Raw genomic sequence first — 17,609 nt, forward strand, 5'->3', positions numbered from 1 at the left:
CGCAGCGGCGACGACGAGTGCCGTCGCTCCGTGTCTCTGGAGAGCGTTCATCGAGTTGTGGCCTCCGCCGTGCTCAGGAGTGACTTCGTGCCTTCATCGAAGTATCCCCATTTGTCTCGGTTCTCGTCGTCATCGTGCCGCAGCGGATCATGAGCGTTGACGCCCTTGTTCCCGCTGCCAGGACCCACATCGAGGTGCTCGGCGCCGAAGCCGAACGAGTCAGGGTCGTTCCGACCACTTCCGATGCGCCCACCCGGAGCGACCCATTCGTCGCCGGTGCCCGCGTACACGTGGTCAGCGTGCAGCGAAGCAGCATTCGGGACGTCGATGGGGATGCCCGCAGAGCCGAGAGCAACGTAGCTGTTCACGCCGAGGTCTGGCGATTGGCTGACGGCTATGCTGCTCATCGTCGTTCCGTAAGAGTGCGCGACGACGTTGAGTTTCGTGTCCGGACCAACCGAGGCGCGGTAGCCCTCCAGTTCGGCGCTGAGCAGCGGAGCGCCCTTGTGCGCCTTGCCGTCGTACAGGACCGAGGGGTCGCCGCCCGCGATCGGTCCGGGCGTCTCGTATCCGATCCATGCGACGACCGCGGTGTCGTCCGTCGTGAAGAGGGACTGCGCATTCCGGAGGTTCGCCGCAGCGAGGAGGAGCCGCGTGGAGTCCTGCAGGGTCGTCCCCATCCCGGGCACGACGTACGTGGCGTTCGCTGCGGTATCGAGATCGCCGATGCTTATCGCGCCGAGTGGGGGAGGACCCAGCGTGAGGGACGTGAGCTGACGGACGCCCTCCCGGTTGAGGTCGTAGTGCTTCCTGCGACCCGCGTCGAAGTTCTGCAACTGGTCGCGGTACTTCGTGGCGTCAGCCAGCTGCGCCTCCAGGGCAGGAGACCATCCGGGTCCGTTGCGCTGCGCTTCCAGTGCCTGCACTCGCTGCTTCGCGTCGGCGAGCGCAGACTTCAGCGTGATCCTGTTCGCGGAGTCACGCGCCCAGTAGGCGACGCCGTTGAGGTTGCCGACCACAACAGGGAAGGCCGCGATGAACGCCTCCTGGACGGCCGAGTGCGCATCCCGCGAGCCTTTCCCGTCGTCGCCGCCGAGCCCGGACCACCAATCTGCTACTGCCTTCGGATCGAGGACCTTGCGAAGCCGGTCAGCGAGTGCAGTGTTGCCGGCGAACGCGGCGATCTCCTCGGGTCCCAAGCCGCTGAGAAAGGCGAGCAGCTGCTCGTCGGTCATCCCCGTGATCGCGGCAGCACTCGTCGCGAACGCGCCGATCACCTCGGACTCACCGAGCTTCGACGCGGCCTCCGCATCAGCCGCCCGGCGGCGAACGACGAGGTCCTGCCACGACTGTTCGAGCGCAACTTTCGACACCTGCAGTCCGGCTGCCACCGCGGAAAGACCGAGCATGCGGACCGAGGCGTCATCGGCGTCCGACTCCCGCAACTTCTCGACCGCCCGGGCATTCGCACTCAGGTCGTCGTGGTTCCGGTCCTGAGCCGCCTTGATCGATTGGGCTTCAGACTGGATCTGCTCGATCCTCGTCGCGTAGGCGATCAGGACTGTGGCAGCTCGATCGACATGGCTGGCGATGCGCTCGCCGCCGGCGCCGACTTCGACTGCTGCGGCGATGAACGACGTCTTGTTCTTCGCTTTCCACTCGCCGTCAGTGATGACCGCCGCCTGCTGGCGCACCTCATTCGAGGCTGAGCGGATCCCCGACGATCGCTGTTGAAGACGCAGTGCGACGGAACGAATGGACCGTGGATCGCCAGCGGTCGGATCTGCGATCACCGGCCGGCCGCGCGAGCTCGGGAAGCGTCCCAGTCCTCGAACGCAGAGACGACCCCGTGCGCCTGCTTCGCGACTGCGCAGGTGTTGTTCTCGAGGACGGCGATCGTATCGGCCTGGACGCGGAGTGCGGTCTCGAACGCGGAGCGCACCTCGGCTGCGCCGAAGTCCGCACTACCGAGCACGGTGACTGCGATGCTGCTCAGCTGCGTCTGACTCTGTTCGATCCTGCCAGCGATGCCGCGGATCACCCTCGCGTCGATGACGACATCCGTCACGGTGTTCCTTCCCCCGAAGTGGTACGTCCGGCAGCATATCAGCGCGCTGCGCGGACGGGAGGCGCGGTGTCGGCCGGCACCGCGCCTCCTGTCCGTCAGAGACTCCGCTTGTCCGCGTGCGTCGGTCCGGTCAGTCCAGTCTCGTCGACGCGATCCCGCCGTCGACGTCGATGGTGCCGCCGGTGACGAACGCGGCCTGGTCTGAGACCACCCAGCGCACGGCGCGGGCGATGTCGACCGGCTGCACCGGGACGCCTGCAGGGGTGCCCTGCGTCATCGCGGCGAGGACGTCGGCCGAGTCGGCGTTGCCCGGGGTCGCCGTCGCTCCCGGGGCGATGGTGACGACCCGGATGCCGCGGTGGCCGTACTCGGCGGCCCAGGCGCGGGTGAGCTGTTCGACAGCGGCCTTCGTGGCGGGGTAGAGGGCCATGAAGAGGACGCCGACGCGGGCCATCCACGAGCCGATGTTGACGATGTGGCCGCTGCCGCGCTCTGCCATGCCGGGGGCGACGGCCGCGACGAGGACGTGGGGCGCGCGGATGTTCGTGGCGAGGAGGGCATCGACGGTGTCGTCGTCGAGGGACTCGGTCGGGCCTCCGGGGTAGACGCCCGCGTTGTTGACGAGGACGTCGACGTGGCCGCCGAGCTGGTCCCGGGCCTCGGCGGCGAGTGCGCGCACGACATCGGGACTCTGCGACAGGTCGGCGGTGAGGGCGACGGCGCGACCGCCCTGGCGCTCGATGTCCTCGGCGACGGCGCGGGTGCGCTGCTCATCGCGGCCGTGGACGGCGACGGTGAGCCCGGCGGCGGTGAGTTCGCGGGCGATGGCCTCGCCGATGCCGCTCGAGGCGCCGGTGACGAGGGCGGTGCGGGGTTCGGTCTGGGCGGTGGGTGCGGTGGTCATGGGTCGATGGTCCGGCCCGCTCGGTCGCCGCGGCTTGCCCGGATCCGCGAGGACCTTGCCGGATCCCGCAGCGGCGCCTCCGCGGGCTGTCGCGGTTTTCGACGCGTAGGTAGCGTGGCGGTGTGGACGAGCGGATCGCGCAGCACCTCGACCGTGCGGCGGCGACGGCATCGGCGCACGCAGCAGTGCCGGGGCGGGATCGGCAGGGTTCGCTTGCTCGGGTCGGGTCGGCGCACCACGCGGAGACCCTCGGGCTGACGGTGTCGAAGGTGCACGAGCCGACCGGGTTGTTCGACCGGCGCTACGAGCCGTCGTTGTCGGTCGTGCTGCGCGGGCGGAAGCGCTCGATCGTGGGGGACGACGACCAGGTGTGGGGCCGCGAGCGGCTCATCATCACGCCGGTGGACCTGCCGGTCGTCGCCGGGGTCGTGGACGCAGCGGGGGAGGACGGGTTCGTCGCGGTCGTCTGGCGACTGGACCCGGTGGTGGTCGGGGAGGTCGTCGCCTCGATGTCCGTGCCGGCTGCTGCTGCTGCGGTTGCTCCTGGTTCGTCGCCGTCCGGTGCGGTGTCGTCGTTGCCTCGGTTGGGGAGCTGGACGGAGCCGCTCGCCGACGCGTTCGCCCGGCTGGTCGGGCTGCTCGACGAGCCGGAGGACATCCCCGTGCTGTTCCCGCTCGTGTCTCGGGAGATCGTGCTGCGGTTGCTGCAGACCGAACAGGCACCGCGGATCACGGCGGCGCTCGACGGGACCGGGCCGTCGGTGGTCGCCGGGGCGACGGCGCTGCTCAGCGACCGGATGGCCGAGAGGTGGTCGATGGTGCGGCTCGCGCGGGAGCTGCGGGTGAGCGAGTCGACGTTGTTCGCGCGGTTCAAGGAGGCGACGGGGATGACGCCGGCGCAGTACCTCAAGCGGACGCGGCTGGGGGAGGCGCGGCGGCGCATGGTGGTGCACGGGGACACTGCGGCGCGGGCTGCGGCTGCGGTGGGGTTCCGGAGTGCATCGCACTTCTCGCGGGACTACCGGGAGGCGTACGGGAGGCCACCGGCGGCGGATGCGGTGATGGTGCGGGGGCAGTTGGCGGTGGCGGGGGCGGTCTGACCGCTTTCACTCGATCCGATCGGGGCTGCGTTGCGATCGCAGACAGTTAGTATATTACTCGTTCGCATTCTGTGTACCACTGCTACTTTTCTCGGGTCCGGTCATCCTGACCTCGAGAGAAGGAAAGAACACGATGCACATCCTCCGTCGCTCCGTCACCGCGCTGTCCCTCCCGGTCCTGCTGGCCGCACCACTGGTGGTGTCGCAGCCCGCCTCGGCAGCGACGCCGACCGAGGCCACCGGCCAGAGCACGATCGTCGACCCGGCGTTCAACCCCGCTGACGCGGTGCGGGTGGACGAGGACGGCAACCCGATCAGCCGCGGAAACCCGTGCCACGATCGTGCCTTCGCCGCGATCCCGACGATGCAGCTGTCCGTGCCGGGATGCGGCATCATCGGCGCCAGCAAGAACACCACGCTGACCTACAGCTGGTACCGCGACCGAGGGCAGGTCGGAGTGTGCGTGTGGGCGAAGGGCTTCAACTCGCGGGCTCAGACCACCTGGACCCAAGCCGGGTGTGGGACCGGCCGTCGCGGCGTCAGCGTCCACTGGGGCAACGTCTCCGCGACGAAGCAGATCAAGGGGATGACTGCGTCGGGTGTCGCCGGTGTGCAGTGGGGATGAGGAGGAGTGGAACCGGTCGGATCAGCGTGGTTCTGATCCTTCCCGCGCTCGCGGTCCTGTCCACAGCGGCCTGTGCGTCGCCAGCGACGGGATCGCCGACTCCCACTGCGAGTGCGACGCCGGTGGGGAGAGTCGAACCGGTCTCATGGCTCGACGACGTTGTTCGGGCCCTGGTCGACCAGGTGCCGTGCAACGACCGGGACGTGTACCGGGACGACCTGGTCTCCTGGGACACGATGCGTGGCTACGACTGCGTCGCAGGCACATCGACGACCTCGATCCGCGTCTACTCGCACAGCGAGGCCGTTGACCAACTGGTCGACGAGTGGTCCGACACTCTCGGCTCCGGGCGGGCCGGCAGACGAGGAGATCACTGGATCATCGTCGGGCCCGAGGAAGTGGTCTCCAAGATCTCGGCCCCTGCGGACGACCCCGAGATCGCATTCCTTGATCGTCACGGCGCTGAACCCACGCAGCGTGAGGAGTACCTCACCACCTGCGCGCGCTTCGCCGTCGACGAGATGTCGCGGCGGATCCGACGCGAGAAGACCGAAAAGGCTGATGCGCAGTACTACGAGCAGCTGTTTCCCTCGGTTGCTGGCGAGATCCGGTCGGTCGTTCCCGAGGACGAGATCGCCAAGGTACGAGCAGAGCGCGACGAGGACCGATGGCCCTCGATGCTCTCCCGGTTCGGACCGCAGGTGAAACACCTCTGCGCCGACGCGGCTCGGAGGCTCTCGCACTCCCCGACGAGTGTTGAGGAGCGCTGATGACCAGGGAAACCGGGTCACGGCTCGCGCTTGCCGCGGGCAGCATCGGGGTCGCGGTGCTCGCCGCCGAGGACCTGTGCAGGCTGACGGTCGGTGGCCTCTTCGTCGGATCGGTCCCACTCGTCGTCGCACTCGTGAGTGCCGTGCTGTTGAGCATCGGCCTGCTCACGCTGCGTCGCGGCAGTCGTGAGGTGCAACTGAGCACGGTTGTGCTGCTCCTGCACCTCGTCGTCCGTGTGGCCGGCCGGGGCCTCGTGGGCGCCTCCGAGGGAATCGTCGCCTGGGCGGTCACGGCGCTGGCGCTTGCCGTACCGCTCCTGGTGATCGTGGTCGGTGTCATCGCAGCGCGAACGATCAGACGTGCATCGTGGCGAGTGCTCGGCATCGGGCTCGTCGTCGGCGGCGTGCTCTGGCTCACGGGGAACTGGTACCCCATCCCGCTCCTGCTGCACGTCGTCATCGAGTTCGTCTGCATCGCTCTGATCGCCGTCGTGCTGTGCCGGCCGGTCGGAGCCCGGGTTGCGGGAAGAGCGCGGCATCTGTGGGCTACGGCCGCGGTGCGGTGATCAGCGACGGACGGGAGGCGCGGTACCAGGGCGCAGCGTGCCTCCCGTCCGAGCCTGGTCAGTTCGTAGGCTCGCAGCATGTCTGCGCACCGACCACCATTCGACCCGGCCGCACTGACGGTGCGGCAGCTCCTCGCCTCCTCGGTGGCGGTCATCGACGAACTGTTGCGGCGCGGGTTGATCCGGACACGGAACTCACCGCTCGGTGACCTCGCGGAGAGTCTGGCTCTTCGCGCCTACGGCGGCGAGCTCGCTCCGAACTCGGAGAAGAGCTTCGACCTCAAGACCGCCGACGGGTTGCGGCTACAGGTGAAGGCACGACTTGTGCGGCCGGACGACAAGCGGTCGCAGACGTTCTCCGCGTTCCGGTCGTGGGACTTCGACGCGGCGCTGTTCCTGGTGTTCGACGCGTCGACCTACGACCTCGCGTGGGCACGCCAGGTCGGCCGGGCGGAGACGGAAGCACTCGGACGGCGTGTGGAGCACACGAACTCGTACGCGATCCTCGTACGGCAGGTGCAGGGGGCTGGGGTCGACGTGACCGCCCAGGTCGCGGCCGCCTACGAGCGCATCGACGGTCCCGCCGACGATCGACCATTGGGTTGAACGCGGCGATAGTCCGGATCGTTCGGTCCCGACCAGCCGCGGAGATCAGCCTCGACTGGCGCCGAACACCCCGACCGCCTTCAGGGGATCGTGTCGTGTGCTCTGAAGCGCAACGCCGCCCGCGCCGCACGCAGCGCCGTCCGAGAAGTCGGTGCGTGCACGATGTTGAGCGGAGGATCCCAGTGTCGGATGACCCGCGATTCGACGTCCCCGAGGCGTATGCCCAGCCCCACAGGGAGCGCCCAGGTCGCGAGTTCGAGCCGGTCCTGCATCCACGTGGACAGGCGTCCCTCGTCCTCCGGATGCAGCGAGAAGCCCTTCGACGCGTCACTCGCAGTCTTGCCCCTCGGGACGGGCCGCAGCTCGAGTTCATCGGCGAGGAGCGCCGACAACGAGCGGCGGAGCGTCGACGAGCCGGACCGCACCTTCGCGCCGTCGACGCCGAAGTGGGCGCGGAGGTCACGGTCGCGCAGGCTCCGTTCTGCCTTGCCGATGTAGATCGGCGCTGCGCGGCCTTGCGAGCCGATGCCGAGCTGCTCGGTCACGGCCCCGTCCGCCCAGATCGCGTAGAGCCCCGGCGCGTTCGGTACATCCGCTGCGCCTGCCCGGCGAAGTTGCCCATTCAGCACCTGGACCGCGTCCCCGACGGCTCGAGCGAGCACGTCCTCGGGCCGAGCGGCCGAGGGGAGCGCGCTCATTCTCCGTCGCTCTTCTTCTTGGACTTGAACAGCCCCGCGACTCGGCCTCCGACGGCGTCCGCGGCCCCCGCGACCTTGCCGCCGACGTTCTTCACCGCAGTGAGCGCCTGCGCTTCATCCGGCTCGCCGTCGCCGTCCAGGTCCACTCGGCGGAACACCCGCGTCGCACCACTCGCCGCGCTCGACACGCCGGAGCCGACGGCGCCCGCAGCCCCGCTGACCCACGTGCCGGTCGATCGAGCGGCGTCCTCGAGAGCGGCGAGGGCGCGGTTGTCGGACTCTTCGTCGTCACCGTCGGTCTTCACGGTCAGGGCGAGGTGATCCGGGAACTCCGCCGGCGGCTCGGGGAACGCAGTCTTCGCAGACTTGACCACGTCGCGTCCGAAGACGAAGCGCGCGACCCCACCAGTGACTGCGCCGACGCCGTACTCGATCGAGGCACGCTGCTTGCCCGTGAGCCCCTCTCGGACCGGATCGAGTTCACCGGTCTGGATCGTGCGCATCAGGCTCTGCGCGGCGCCGCCCGGGAGCGCATCCGACAACGTGGTCGCCCAGTGCGACCAGTCGTCGCGACCAGCGGCGATCTTCTGGCCGGTCGAGACGGTGCCTTCGGATGTCACCTCGGCGACATCGGTCGCCATGGCTGCGATCTGCTGCTGGCTGACCCGCTCGTTGGTCAGGCCGAGGACGAGCGCCTGAGCCTGGTCCTTGTCGAGGTCCATGCCGTGCAGGTCAGCGACAGCGAGTCCGAAGACGGCGGTGATCTCGAACTGCAGCTGCTGGTCGCCGGCGGGCAACAGACGCGCCGCGGCACCCTTGGCACCCGCGCGGGCAGCGTTCTTCGCCATGTTCTTCGCCGCGGCCTTCATCGCGACCTTGGTGCCGGACTTCGCCGCCTGTGCGCCGGCGCTTTTCGCTCCAGCGACCGCAGGGCCGGCGATCGGGATCGACGCGATCGCGATGTCAGCGGCGATCGAGCCGACCGTGATCGCCGCACCAGCGGTGGTGATCGAGGTGACGTAGTGACGCTCGAGCATCTGCACGATCTCAGTCGGCGTCGCCGACGGGTTCCGTCGCCGGAGCCACTTCACGTACTGACGGGCGAGCGCGCGTCGGCCGGTGACGGCCTTGGCGATCTCCCGGGTCGCCTCCTCGGCTGGGACCTCTGCTTCGAGGGTCTCGTCAGGGGCGTCGATGTCGGTCATCGCGGGGTCCTTCGTCTTGAGCCGCGCTCGGGTACGCGGTGATGAAGCACATGGTTGCACGAACGAGAGACGTCACGGAGCCAGCCTTGAGTCATACGGCGCCGGCGCCGGCGCCCTCGTCTGCTCGCTCGGGAACCGGCTCCGAGACGTTGAGTCGCTCCCGCTCCTCTCGCAACACCTGCGCGATCAGCTTCGAGTCCGACACGTCCACCGCCTGCGCCGACGCCGAGGCCGTTTCGCTGACCGCCGCGAAGTCCTCGAAGGTCTGCGCCTTGCGAGCCAGCATCCGGACGAGCGCTGCGTCGACGCCGTCCTCGGACAGCAACCGATGGACCTGCACCGACTGCAGCTGCCCCATCCGCCGCGACCGGGCGATTGCCTGCCATTCAGTGGTCGGCTTGAGCTGGGGCTCGCAGATCACGACGACCGATGCGGCCTGGATGTTGAGACCGACGCCGCCAGCCTCGATCTGCGCGACGAGCACCGCTCCTGGTTCGGCGGCGGCGAACTCGTCGACGAGGTCCTGGCGTGCCGCGGCGGGCGTGCTCCCGGTGAGGGGACCGAACACCGCGCCGCCGTCAGCAACGGCCTGGACAGCCGCGGCGAGGACGGAGCGGTAGTACGAGAAGACGAGCACCTTCCGGCCGTTGGCCCGCGCCTCGTCGACGATCTCCACGAGCGACTCGACCTTGCTCGACTGTGTGCCGCCGAGCATCGCGATCTGACGCATCGCGTGGAAGTCGTCTGCGGCAACTGCGTCGGCGTACTGCGCTGCCTCGGTGTCCGTCAGGTCGGTCCACTCTTCGACCTCGACCAGCTCAGGGAGCTCGGTGAGCACGTCCTCCTGACGACGGCGCAGGTACACCGGCGCGATCTGCTTCCGGAACAGCATCGGGCTGTCGTCGGACTGGTCGACCACGAGGTCCGGGCGGATGTGGTCGATCAACACCCGGAACTCGTCGACGCGGTTCTCGAGCGGCGTGCCCGACATCAGGATTGCTCGATCCGCTCGCCGGAGCAGCGCGCGCGTGTTCATCGTGCGCTTCGCCTCGGGGTTCTTGACGTAGTGCGCCTCGTCGACGATCACGGAGGCGAACCGCAGCTCCTCGGGCAAACGGGTGCGGAGCCACTCGAGCGTCTCGTACGTCGTGACGCCGATGCCGCCCTCGTCGGTCCAGAGCCGCAGACCGAGCAGACGAGCCGGACCGTGCAGCCGGAAGGCGCGGACGTCAGTGTGCCGCTCGGCCTCACGGACCCAGTTCGCGACGACGGCCGCCGGGCAGACCACGAGGAAGTGCGGAGTCCGACCGGGGGCCGTGCCGGCGACGTGTGCGATCGTCGCAAGTGCCTCGACGGTCTTGCCGAGGCCCATCTCGTCGCCGATGACGACACGCTGCTGCACGAGCGCGAAGGCCGCAGCGAATCGCTGGTACCCGCGGAGTGACGCGGACAGCCGCGAGGTGTCGAGCGAGAAGCCCTCCACCTGCGCGATCAACTCGTCGCCCAGGTCGCCGCGGGCAGCAGCGCCCGCTGGCTTCGTCAGTCCGGCTTCGTCGAGCAGGGCGAAGAACGCGGCGGGCCGCTGCAGGAAGTCCTGCCACGGGTCGCCCGGTGTCGCCCGAGCACGCTCATCCACCTGCTGCGTACGGTGCCAGGCATCCTCGGCCGCCGCGAGGATCGTCTGACGGACTGCGGTCGGGTCCGCCGCGCGCTGGTCCGGGATGACGAGAGCGATCGATGCGCCGCGCTCGATCATCGTGGCCAGAGGTCGCAGTCCGTCGACGAGGTTCTGTTCGCGCGGGCCGACGACGGCCTTCGCGACCTCCCACTCGAGCAGGGCACGGACGAGCGCGAGCGACTGGTCGTCATGCCGTGCGGGGTCGATGCGGACGACCGCGTCCTCTCTCGCTGCCGCTTCCAGCGCGCGGGCGGCACCGTTGATTCGCGATGCCGTCGCCTCGCCGACCCCGGCGAACTGTCCGGGGAACACCGGGTTCCGCAGCACAGCACCGACGGTGCTCACCCCGGCGTCGCGCAGTGCTCCGAGACGCAGGCGGTCGCCGGTCGCATCGCGGAGCCGATCGATGTCCATGCGGTCGAGCTCGTACCGTGCTGCCGCTTCGCGGTCCGCTCGGCCCGCTTCGACGACGTCGGCGTGGGTGATGCGTTCGCGCGTGATCGCGTCAGCGAGTCGCGTCACGATCGCGGGAAGGTCTCTCATGCCGTCGAGTGCGAGTGGGGCGCCACCGCTCAGGTCGGGTGCGACCGTCGCCAGCGGACCGCGTGGGTCGGTCAGCGCCTCCAGTGGGACGGCCGGCTTGGGGACGTGCCGGTCGTCGACGGACTGGAGGCGCTGTACGGCTTCGGTACGGTCCAACCACTCGAGCGTCTGGTCGAGGAACGCATCGCCCCGAGCGGCCGCTTCGCGGCGCTCACGGCCCGAGAACAGGGCGGTGAAGCCGCTTCCGCGGCGCGCGTCTTCGAGAGCCTGCGGGACGTCATCAGACAGCACACGCACGACCGAGCTCGCCGCGTCGTCGACCCGCGGCAACATCTGCCGGCGAACCAGGTCAGCTGCGAGGTCGGCATCCGACGGAACGAGCGGGACGAGATCGGCTCGAACGTCGTCGACGTGGACGGACGCTCGCCGTTGGCGGAGCGCGACGACGGCAGCATCGGCGGTTGCCTGCACGGCGGTCCGGTGTTCCGTGACGCCGATGGCTGCCTGGCTCAGGGCGTCGATGCGGTTGCGTGCTGCCTTGTCGGCCATGGCGTGCTCCGAGGTGTCGTTGGTGGAACGAGGGGATGCGGCGTGCTCCGACGGTAGCGGGAGCCCGGCCGTCGGTCAGCGGCTCGCGCGGGTCTTCCCGAGCGATCCGACCCACAGCCCGTCACGGGCCCGGGTCATCCCCACGTACAGCTCCCGCCGATCGAGCTCGCGCCGTTCGCGATCTGCGACCGACTCGGTTTCCGGCGCATCCGCGAGGAGCTTCGCCGGGACGTGGGGCAGGAGCACCTGCTTGAACTCGAGGCCCTTCGCGCGCTTGATCGTGCCGACCCGGATCTGCTTCGAGCTCTTGCCGGCGTAGTACTTGAGCGAAACCGAAGGCACACCAGCCGCGTCGAGCACCGCCCGGACCTTGTCGGCCTGCGGGTTCGTCGCCGTCAGGATCCCGACGTCGCCGTGGCCCGTCCCGACGAGCCGGAGGACCTGCTCGACCCGCGCGAGCAACGCTGCGTCGTGCGCGTCACGATCGACGAAGTGGTGGACTCCGGGCTGCTCGCCGGAGCGCGACACCGCAGACACCGCGTCACCGGTCCCGTCGATGCCCTCGATGTCCATGAACTGGTCGTCCGTCACCATCTGCTTCGCGAAGTCGAGGATCTCGGCGGTGTTGCGGTGGTTGACGTCGAGCACGACCCCGCGGCCCGTGAGGCTGATGCCGACCTCGCCGAGGGTGTAGCCGCCGGGGTAGATCGTCTGCTGGCCGTCACCGATCAGGGTCAGGCCGTCGGGGCGGTCGCCGACGAGGGCGTGCAGGAGCGAGACCATCGCGCACGACAGGTCCTGGGCCTCGTCGACGATGACCGCGTCGTAGCGGTCGAGGGGCAGTTCACGGAGCGCATCGCGCGCGAGGAGCACGGTGTCCTCGAAGTCGCAGACGCCCCGACGGCGGAGGTTCGACGAGTACGCCTCGTACAGGTCCCAGACCGCCTGGCGGACCTCGACGGGCAGCGCGTGCTTCCGGCCCACGCGGGCGAGGTCGGCGTACTCGTCGAAGCGCGTCAGACCGCGACCCTTGATGACGTAGGCGACCTCGTCCTCCCAGTAGCGGCGCGTGAAGCGCGCCGCCTTCAGCGGACTGGACGCGCTGATCACGTTCCACGCATCGGAGAACGCGCGCTGTGCCTCCAGGGTGTCGATCGCGAAGGTGACCCCGCGCTCCTTCAGGAGACGGTTGGCGAAGGCGTGGACGTTGACGAAGTCGACGCGGCCGACCATGTCGGGTGCGAGCCGTTCGAGCAGCGACTCGAGGACCGCGGGGAGGGTGCGGATGTACGTGGTGAAGAGGACGCGACCACCGGTGGCGCGCGCGAGGTAGGCGGCGCGGTGCAGGCCGACCACGGTTTTGCCGGTGCCTGCGGCACCGCGGATGCGAGCGGGGCCGTTGAAGTTGCGACGAACGAGTTTGGCCTGAGCGGGGTCGAGGAAGGCCATCCAGTCCTCGATCGGTGCTTCGAGGACGCCGTCGAGGAGGTGGTCGACCGTCTCGTCGTCGAGCGTCGGTGCCGGCTCACGGGGGAGGACCGGGGCGGGGACGACGAGTTGCTGCGGCGCCGCCGGTGCCTCGCCGATGACGGGGAAGTGCTCGAGGAGCGCGGCGAGGACCTCGTCGACGCGCTTCGCGGAGAGCCGTGCGCCGCGCTTCGTGATGTGTCCGATCAGGTCGTGTACGCCGACGATGTCGACGGAGGCGACCCTGGCGTGCGACTTCTTCTGGCCAGCGAGGGCGGCGACCGGGTGGACCTCGCCAGGCGCGAGACCGATGTCCACGAGGGCGGCCTCGGTGCTGTACGCGAGGTCGGCGAGGCGGGCGATGTCGTCGGTGACGTCCTCCTGGCCGCGGGTGATGCGGTCGTTGTGGACGGCGACGTCGCGCCATGCCTTGGTGTCGACGATGAAGACGCCGGAGCGGCCGACGACGACCATGTCGACCTGGGCGGTGCGGCTGCCGGGCCAGCGGCGGTCGGCGAGGAGGTGGTAGCCGATGCCGGCGAGTGGGGCGAGGACGCGGGCGGTCTCGCTCTCGGTGCGTTCGGCGATCTCGAAACGGGCGGCGGTCTGCTCGGCGTCGTCGGCGCGGCGGCGGTGTTCGGCTGCGAGGCCTCGTTGGCGGCGGGCTTCGGTGCCTGCCGATTCTCCGGCGAGGGTCATGGTGGTTCCCACGGGGATCTTGCTCGTGGCACCGGGCGTCTTCCCCTGGGCGCGCGGTGCTGAATCATCCTCGTGGGCTGTGAGCAGGAGCGGCAGTACCCGTTCGGGGCGCAGATGCCGTGAGTACCGAGCACGGTCGGGCCGTTCTCAAACCGGTGCTGCCCCTAGCGCGGCGTGTGGTCAGCGGTGTTCCGCATGAGGTCTGCGGTTTCGTCGGGTTTCGCCAGGGCGTGATGGAGCAGCCGCGACCTCGCCCCTAGGATCGCCCTGACTGAGGGGACACACATGGACGTGCGTGAGATGACGCTGCAGGAACTGCTCGGCGGTCCGAAGCAGTACCTGGTGCCGCTGTACCAGCGGCCCTACGCGTGGGAGGTCCGCCAGCGGAAGCGGCTCTGGAACGACATCGTCGAGCTGGCGGAGACACGTCGCACCAACCCGAGCGCCACCCACTTCATGGGATCGCTCGTACTCTCGACCGGAGCGATCGTTCCGACTGGCATGGAGTTCCTCGTCGTGGACGGCCAGCAACGCCTGACGACGCTGACGATCCTGCTGTGTGCGCTCCGCGACTACCTGCGGGCCCACCAGCCCGATCAGCCGATGCTGGCCGAGAGCCTCCACGAGCAGTACATCGCGGACCGATTCAAGCCGGGCGATGCGCGCCTCAAACTCCTGCCGACGCAGGCGGATCGGAACGCATTCCGCGCGATCGTCGACGGTGCGGTCGGAGCGGACTCCGCTTCCGGGGTCGGACAGGCGTACTCGTTCTTCCGACGCGAGCTCGAGCTCGCCGACGACCCGGACGACGCGCATGACATCGAGCGCATCCGTGAAGCTGTTCTCGGTGGACTGTCCTTCGTCTCGATCACGGCTCGAGACGAGGACAACGTCTACCGGATCTTCGAGTCGCTGAACAACACCGGGCTCCGTCTCACCCAGGGCGACCTCGTCCGGAACTACCTGTTCATGCGGCTCGGGTCTCGGGGCGAGTCGGTGTACTCGTCGTGGTGGCTGCCGATGCAGGAACGCCTGAGCGTCAACGACCTGGAGCTGATCTTCTGGCTCGATGCCGTCGCCGACGAGCCGCTGCTCAAGCAGGGGGACATCTACAGCTACCAGCAGGCGCGCCTCGCCAAGATGGATGACGAGTCCGTCCTGCGTGAGATCGAGCGGTTCAGTCGACTGTCCGAGTACCTCGACCTCGTTCGCGATCCGTCTCGCGAGCCGGACCCGGCCGTCCGTCGCCACCTGCAGCACCTCGCCGAGTGGGGCTCCGCCACCACCGTTCCCCTGACGTTGCGTCTCCTCGCGCGCCGTGCGGCCGGCACCAGCTCCTCGGAGGAGGTGGCCGGCGCGCTCGACGCCATCGAGTCCTACATCGTGCGTCGGACCATCGGCGGGCGTCCGGGACAGGGTCTGAACCGGACGATCCTGCAGGCGTGCGGCGAGCTGGACGACCGTCCGGTCGACCGCGTGCTGCTCGACTACTTCTCGACGGGGCGGAAGTACTTCGCGACCGACGAGCAGGTCCGCGATGCCGTCCGCTCCCAGCCGTTCTACCTCCGCGGGCTCCGCACGCAGCAGAAGCTCATCCTCAAGTGGATCAGCCAGTCCATCAACCCGCGCGAAGAGGTCGACGTCGAACAGTCGACGATCGAGCACATCCTCCCGCAGACGATCACGCCCGAGTGGCGCTCCGAACTCGAGGCAGACCTCGAGGACGGCGAGACGGTCGAGGCGCTCCACGAACAGCTCGTGCACTCCCTGGGCAACCTCACGCTCACCGGGTACAACTCGCAGCTGAGCAACCGACCGTTCCCCGCGAAGCAGACCGACTACCGACGAAGCAGCTTCACCGCCCTCAACGAGCTGGTCCTCGAGGCCGGGCGATGGGGACGACCGGAGATCACTGGCCGCGGTGAGTGGTTCGCAGACCGCATCATCGAACAGTGGGTTGGTCCGAACGAGCACGCACAGCCGGTCGCCACCGGACGCGACTGGTCCCTCGTGCACCAGGCGATCATGGCCATCCCCGCCGGACGGTGGTCCTCCTACGGCGACGTTGCGTCGCTGGTCGGCACACACCCGGTCCCACTCGGTGTCCACCTCGCCAGCACGCCGATCCCGGGAGCGCACCGTGTCCTGCAGGGCGGCGGCACGATCTCGTCGGGCTTCCGCTGGTTTGATCCGGACGACGAGCGCGACCCACGTGTAGTGCTGGAAGAAGAGGGAGTTCATTTCGGGGCGAACGGCGCCGCTGACGAATCTGCTCGGCTCTCGACCGCCGAGCTCGCCGAACGCATCGGCCTTGTCGTGGACGAGGCAACGACCGACCCGGTCGCTGACGGGACGTTCCACGGTCAACTCGCGAGCGCGAACCCGCCCGCCGTCGTGAGCGCTGTCGGCGCGCTCTTCGCCGCGTGGCGCGAGCTCGGCGGCACGATCGACTTCGGCGGGGGTCGAGAGAGCAGCGCCTTCGTGGTCGCTCCCCGACGAACCGTCACCGGACCGTCGCACTGGCCCCTCGCGATCTACCCGATTGCGGGCAGCGTCGAGGTCGTCTTCCAGCATCTCCGGGTGCGCCCGCCGTTCGACGACGTCGCGCTCCGTCACGAGTTCCGGAACCGCTTGAACGCCGTTCCCGGGATCGATCTGCCGGACAACAGGATCGACAAGCGGCCATCCTTCCCGCTCGAGGTGCTGACCGACGAAGCGGCGAGGGACGGAGTCGTCGAAGCGCTGCGCTGGTTCGCTCAGGTGCTCGACCGCTCGACCGACGAGGAGCACGCAGCGTGACCGAGAACAACGAGGAGCTCACGATGTCCGACCAGATCGAGCTCGTCAGCGACGGCGACGGCATCGCTGTGATCGGTGCACCCTCCGCCGTCGAACAGTTCCTGCGCACCGAAGGACTCGGCGACACTGGCTCGCCAGCGGTGTCGGAGCTGCCGCTCACCACACTCGGAAGCCTCGGGCAGATCACCGCTGCCGGGATGGCCAGCTCCGGGAAGTGGGTGCAACTCGCAGACGAGTCCGCTGCCATCGCCCGCAAGTTCGCTCTGGTGAAGAACAGCCAGACGGGCCTGAGCACGGGCATTGCGAAGGCGGCCGACGGCAAATTCGTCGCAAATCTGCAGTTCGCCTCGGTCGGGTCGCTGCTCAACCCCACGACCATCGCCAGCATCGGCACGATGATGAATCAGATGGCACTCCAGAAGTCGATTGACCGGCTCGGCGAGTACCTAGAGGTGATCGACGAAAAAGTCGAGGACGTCCTGCGCAATCAGCAGGACGCAGTCCTCGCCGACATGATCGGCGTCGACTTCGTCATTGAGGACGCCATCACCGGCCGAACCTCCGCCGGCCGCGTGGACGAGGTCACTTGGTCGAAGGTGCAGGGGACCTCCGCGACGCTGGCTCGGACGCAGGCTTATGCCCTCCGGCAGCTCGACGGTTTGGCGCAGAAGCTCGACAAGAAGATGAAGCTGGGCGATCTGGCCGATGCGACGGAGTCCGTCGAGCCGAAGGTTCGGGAATGGCTCGCAGTCATCGCACACTGCCTGCAGCTGCAAGACGCTCTCGACGTACTTGAGCTCGACCGCGTGCTCGACGCAGCACCCGAGGACGCGACGCAGAAGCGTCTGGCACTCAAGGCAATTCGAGAGAACCGCGTCGAACGGATCACTGGAAGCACCGGCCAGCTGATCGAGCGGATGGACACCGCGGTGACGCGCGCCAACTCGAAGGTGCTCCTGCAGCCGATCCCGGCTCGAGCCGTGGTGCGCGCGAGCAACGAGGTCGGAATTGCGGTCGGCACGTTCCACGAGCGGATCGGGGCCGGCCGGGGACACGAGGGTGCTGATGCGAAGCGCTGGCTGCAGGCGGTCGGGGAGTTCCGTGACCGTGCCGTTGAGGAGAGCTCCGAAGGGCTGGACGCCGCGAAGGCCTTCGGGGCGTCAGCGATCGATCGCGCTCGTTTTGCGACGGGGAAGATCGCGGCGGACATCGCGGAGCGGGCGCTCAGGGAGCGGGACGGGAGAGAGCGAGCGTTGACCGAGAAGGGCGAAGACGGGGAGTAGCGTTCTCGGCGTCGGCGTCGGCGTCGGCGTCGGCGTACGCTCGTTCCGC

15 protein-coding genes are annotated in these 17,609 nt (G+C 68.9%); 8 read left to right on the forward strand and 7 right to left on the reverse strand.

The window, feature by feature from the left end:
* Nucleotides 1–47: 47 nt before the first annotated feature.
* From NI26_RS05780 to NI26_RS05790, 3 genes are all read right to left on the reverse strand, one after another.
* Complete coding sequence (locus tag NI26_RS05780; RefSeq protein WP_066653502.1) at nt 48–1,694, reverse strand: alpha/beta hydrolase; 1,647 nt, start codon at nt 1,692–1,694, stop codon at nt 48–50.
* Nucleotides 1,695–1,789: 95 nt separating this feature from the next.
* On the reverse strand, nt 1,790–2,068 hold the full coding sequence (locus tag NI26_RS05785) for a hypothetical protein (protein ID WP_066653505.1): 279 nt from the start codon (nt 2,066–2,068) through the stop codon (nt 1,790–1,792).
* 130 nt (nt 2,069–2,198) lie between these two features.
* Nucleotides 2,199–2,972, reverse strand: a complete 774-nt coding sequence (locus NI26_RS05790; RefSeq protein ID WP_066653508.1) for an SDR family NAD(P)-dependent oxidoreductase — start codon at nt 2,970–2,972, stop codon at nt 2,199–2,201.
* A 122-nt stretch (nt 2,973–3,094) separates the two neighbouring features.
* Between NI26_RS05790 and NI26_RS05795 the strand changes: the two genes are divergently transcribed.
* The 5 genes from NI26_RS05795 to NI26_RS05815 all read left to right on the forward strand — a co-directional run bounded on the left by NI26_RS05795 (nt 3,095) and on the right by NI26_RS05815 (nt 6,639).
* On the forward strand, nt 3,095–4,072 hold the full coding sequence (locus tag NI26_RS05795; RefSeq protein WP_066653511.1) for an AraC family transcriptional regulator: 978 nt from the start codon (nt 3,095–3,097) through the stop codon (nt 4,070–4,072).
* Between the two features lie 133 nt (nt 4,073–4,205).
* Nucleotides 4,206–4,697, forward strand: a complete 492-nt coding sequence (locus tag NI26_RS05800; RefSeq protein ID WP_066653513.1) for a hypothetical protein — start codon at nt 4,206–4,208, stop codon at nt 4,695–4,697.
* Between the two features lie 26 nt (nt 4,698–4,723).
* The gene (locus tag NI26_RS05805) at nt 4,724–5,467 is read left to right on the forward strand and encodes a hypothetical protein (RefSeq protein WP_144411269.1); all 744 of its coding nucleotides are present in this window, start codon (nt 4,724–4,726) and stop codon (nt 5,465–5,467) included.
* A 56-nt stretch (nt 5,468–5,523) separates the two neighbouring features.
* Nucleotides 5,524–6,033, forward strand: a complete 510-nt coding sequence (locus tag NI26_RS05810; RefSeq protein WP_144411270.1) for a hypothetical protein — start codon at nt 5,524–5,526, stop codon at nt 6,031–6,033.
* 78 nt (nt 6,034–6,111) lie between these two features.
* The gene (locus tag NI26_RS05815; RefSeq protein WP_144411271.1) at nt 6,112–6,639 is read left to right on the forward strand and encodes a DUF6998 domain-containing protein; all 528 of its coding nucleotides are present in this window, start codon (nt 6,112–6,114) and stop codon (nt 6,637–6,639) included.
* Nucleotides 6,640–6,719: 80 nt separating this feature from the next.
* On the opposite strand, the gene NI26_RS05820 is transcribed toward NI26_RS05815, so the two are convergent.
* From NI26_RS05820 to NI26_RS05830, 3 genes are all read right to left on the reverse strand, one after another.
* Nucleotides 6,720–7,337: a GIY-YIG nuclease family protein gene (locus tag NI26_RS05820; RefSeq protein ID WP_066653526.1), complete on the reverse strand. Its 618-nt coding sequence runs from the start codon at nt 7,335–7,337 to the stop codon at nt 6,720–6,722.
* Nucleotides 7,334–8,542, reverse strand: a complete 1,209-nt coding sequence (locus NI26_RS05825) for a hypothetical protein (protein WP_066653528.1) — start codon at nt 8,540–8,542, stop codon at nt 7,334–7,336. The genes NI26_RS05820 and NI26_RS05825 overlap by 4 nt, the downstream gene beginning before the upstream one ends.
* 91 nt (nt 8,543–8,633) lie before the next feature.
* A complete protein-coding gene (locus NI26_RS05830; RefSeq protein ID WP_158407740.1) occupies nt 8,634–10,763 on the reverse strand; it encodes a DEAD/DEAH box helicase in 2,130 nt (709 codons plus the stop codon).
* A gap of 105 nt (nt 10,764–10,868) precedes the next feature.
* Here NI26_RS05830 and NI26_RS16815 point away from each other — a divergent pair, with 105 nt between their 5' ends.
* Nucleotides 10,869–11,369: a hypothetical protein gene (locus NI26_RS16815; protein WP_158407741.1), complete on the forward strand. Its 501-nt coding sequence runs from the start codon at nt 10,869–10,871 to the stop codon at nt 11,367–11,369.
* A gap of 18 nt (nt 11,370–11,387) precedes the next feature.
* Here NI26_RS16815 and NI26_RS05835 read toward each other — a convergent pair whose 3' ends face one another.
* On the reverse strand, nt 11,388–13,490 hold the full coding sequence (locus NI26_RS05835; RefSeq protein WP_200884136.1) for a nuclease-related domain-containing DEAD/DEAH box helicase: 2,103 nt from the start codon (nt 13,488–13,490) through the stop codon (nt 11,388–11,390).
* 273 nt (nt 13,491–13,763) lie between these two features.
* On the opposite strand from NI26_RS05835, the gene NI26_RS05840 reads away from it, so the two are divergent.
* Together NI26_RS05840 and NI26_RS05845 are read left to right on the forward strand one after the other, a co-directional pair.
* Nucleotides 13,764–16,277 carry a GmrSD restriction endonuclease domain-containing protein gene (locus NI26_RS05840; protein ID WP_066653536.1) on the forward strand — a complete coding sequence of 838 codons (2,514 nt, stop codon included), beginning with the start codon at nt 13,764–13,766 and terminating at the stop codon, nt 16,275–16,277.
* Entirely contained in the window at nt 16,274–17,560 is a 1,287-nt protein-coding gene (locus NI26_RS05845; RefSeq protein WP_066653539.1) for a hypothetical protein, read from the forward strand. The genes NI26_RS05840 and NI26_RS05845 overlap by 4 nt, the downstream gene beginning before the upstream one ends.
* Nucleotides 17,561–17,609: the final 49 nt, after the last annotated feature.

The organism is Curtobacterium sp. MR_MD2014 (genome assembly GCF_000772085.1).
In the GTDB taxonomy this organism is placed as follows: domain Bacteria; phylum Actinomycetota; class Actinomycetes; order Actinomycetales; family Microbacteriaceae; genus Curtobacterium.

Excerpts from the sequence above, each read along its gene's own strand:
- NI26_RS05825 (WP_066653528.1), bottom strand. The coding sequence starts at position 8,542 with ATGACCGACATCGACGCCCCTGACGAGACCCTCGAAGCAGAGGTCCCA.
- NI26_RS05790 (WP_066653508.1), bottom strand. The coding sequence starts at position 2,972 with ATGACCACCGCACCCACCGCCCAGACCGAACCCCGCACCGCCCTCGTC.
- NI26_RS05820 (WP_066653526.1), bottom strand. The coding sequence starts at position 7,337 with ATGAGCGCGCTCCCCTCGGCCGCTCGGCCCGAGGACGTGCTCGCTCGA.
- NI26_RS05800 (WP_066653513.1), top strand. The coding sequence starts at position 4,206 with ATGCACATCCTCCGTCGCTCCGTCACCGCGCTGTCCCTCCCGGTCCTG.
- NI26_RS05815 (WP_144411271.1), top strand. The coding sequence starts at position 6,112 with ATGTCTGCGCACCGACCACCATTCGACCCGGCCGCACTGACGGTGCGG.
- NI26_RS05830 (WP_158407740.1), bottom strand. The coding sequence starts at position 10,763 with ATGAGAGACCTTCCCGCGATCGTGACGCGACTCGCTGACGCGATCACG.
- NI26_RS05840 (WP_066653536.1), top strand. The coding sequence starts at position 13,764 with ATGGACGTGCGTGAGATGACGCTGCAGGAACTGCTCGGCGGTCCGAAG.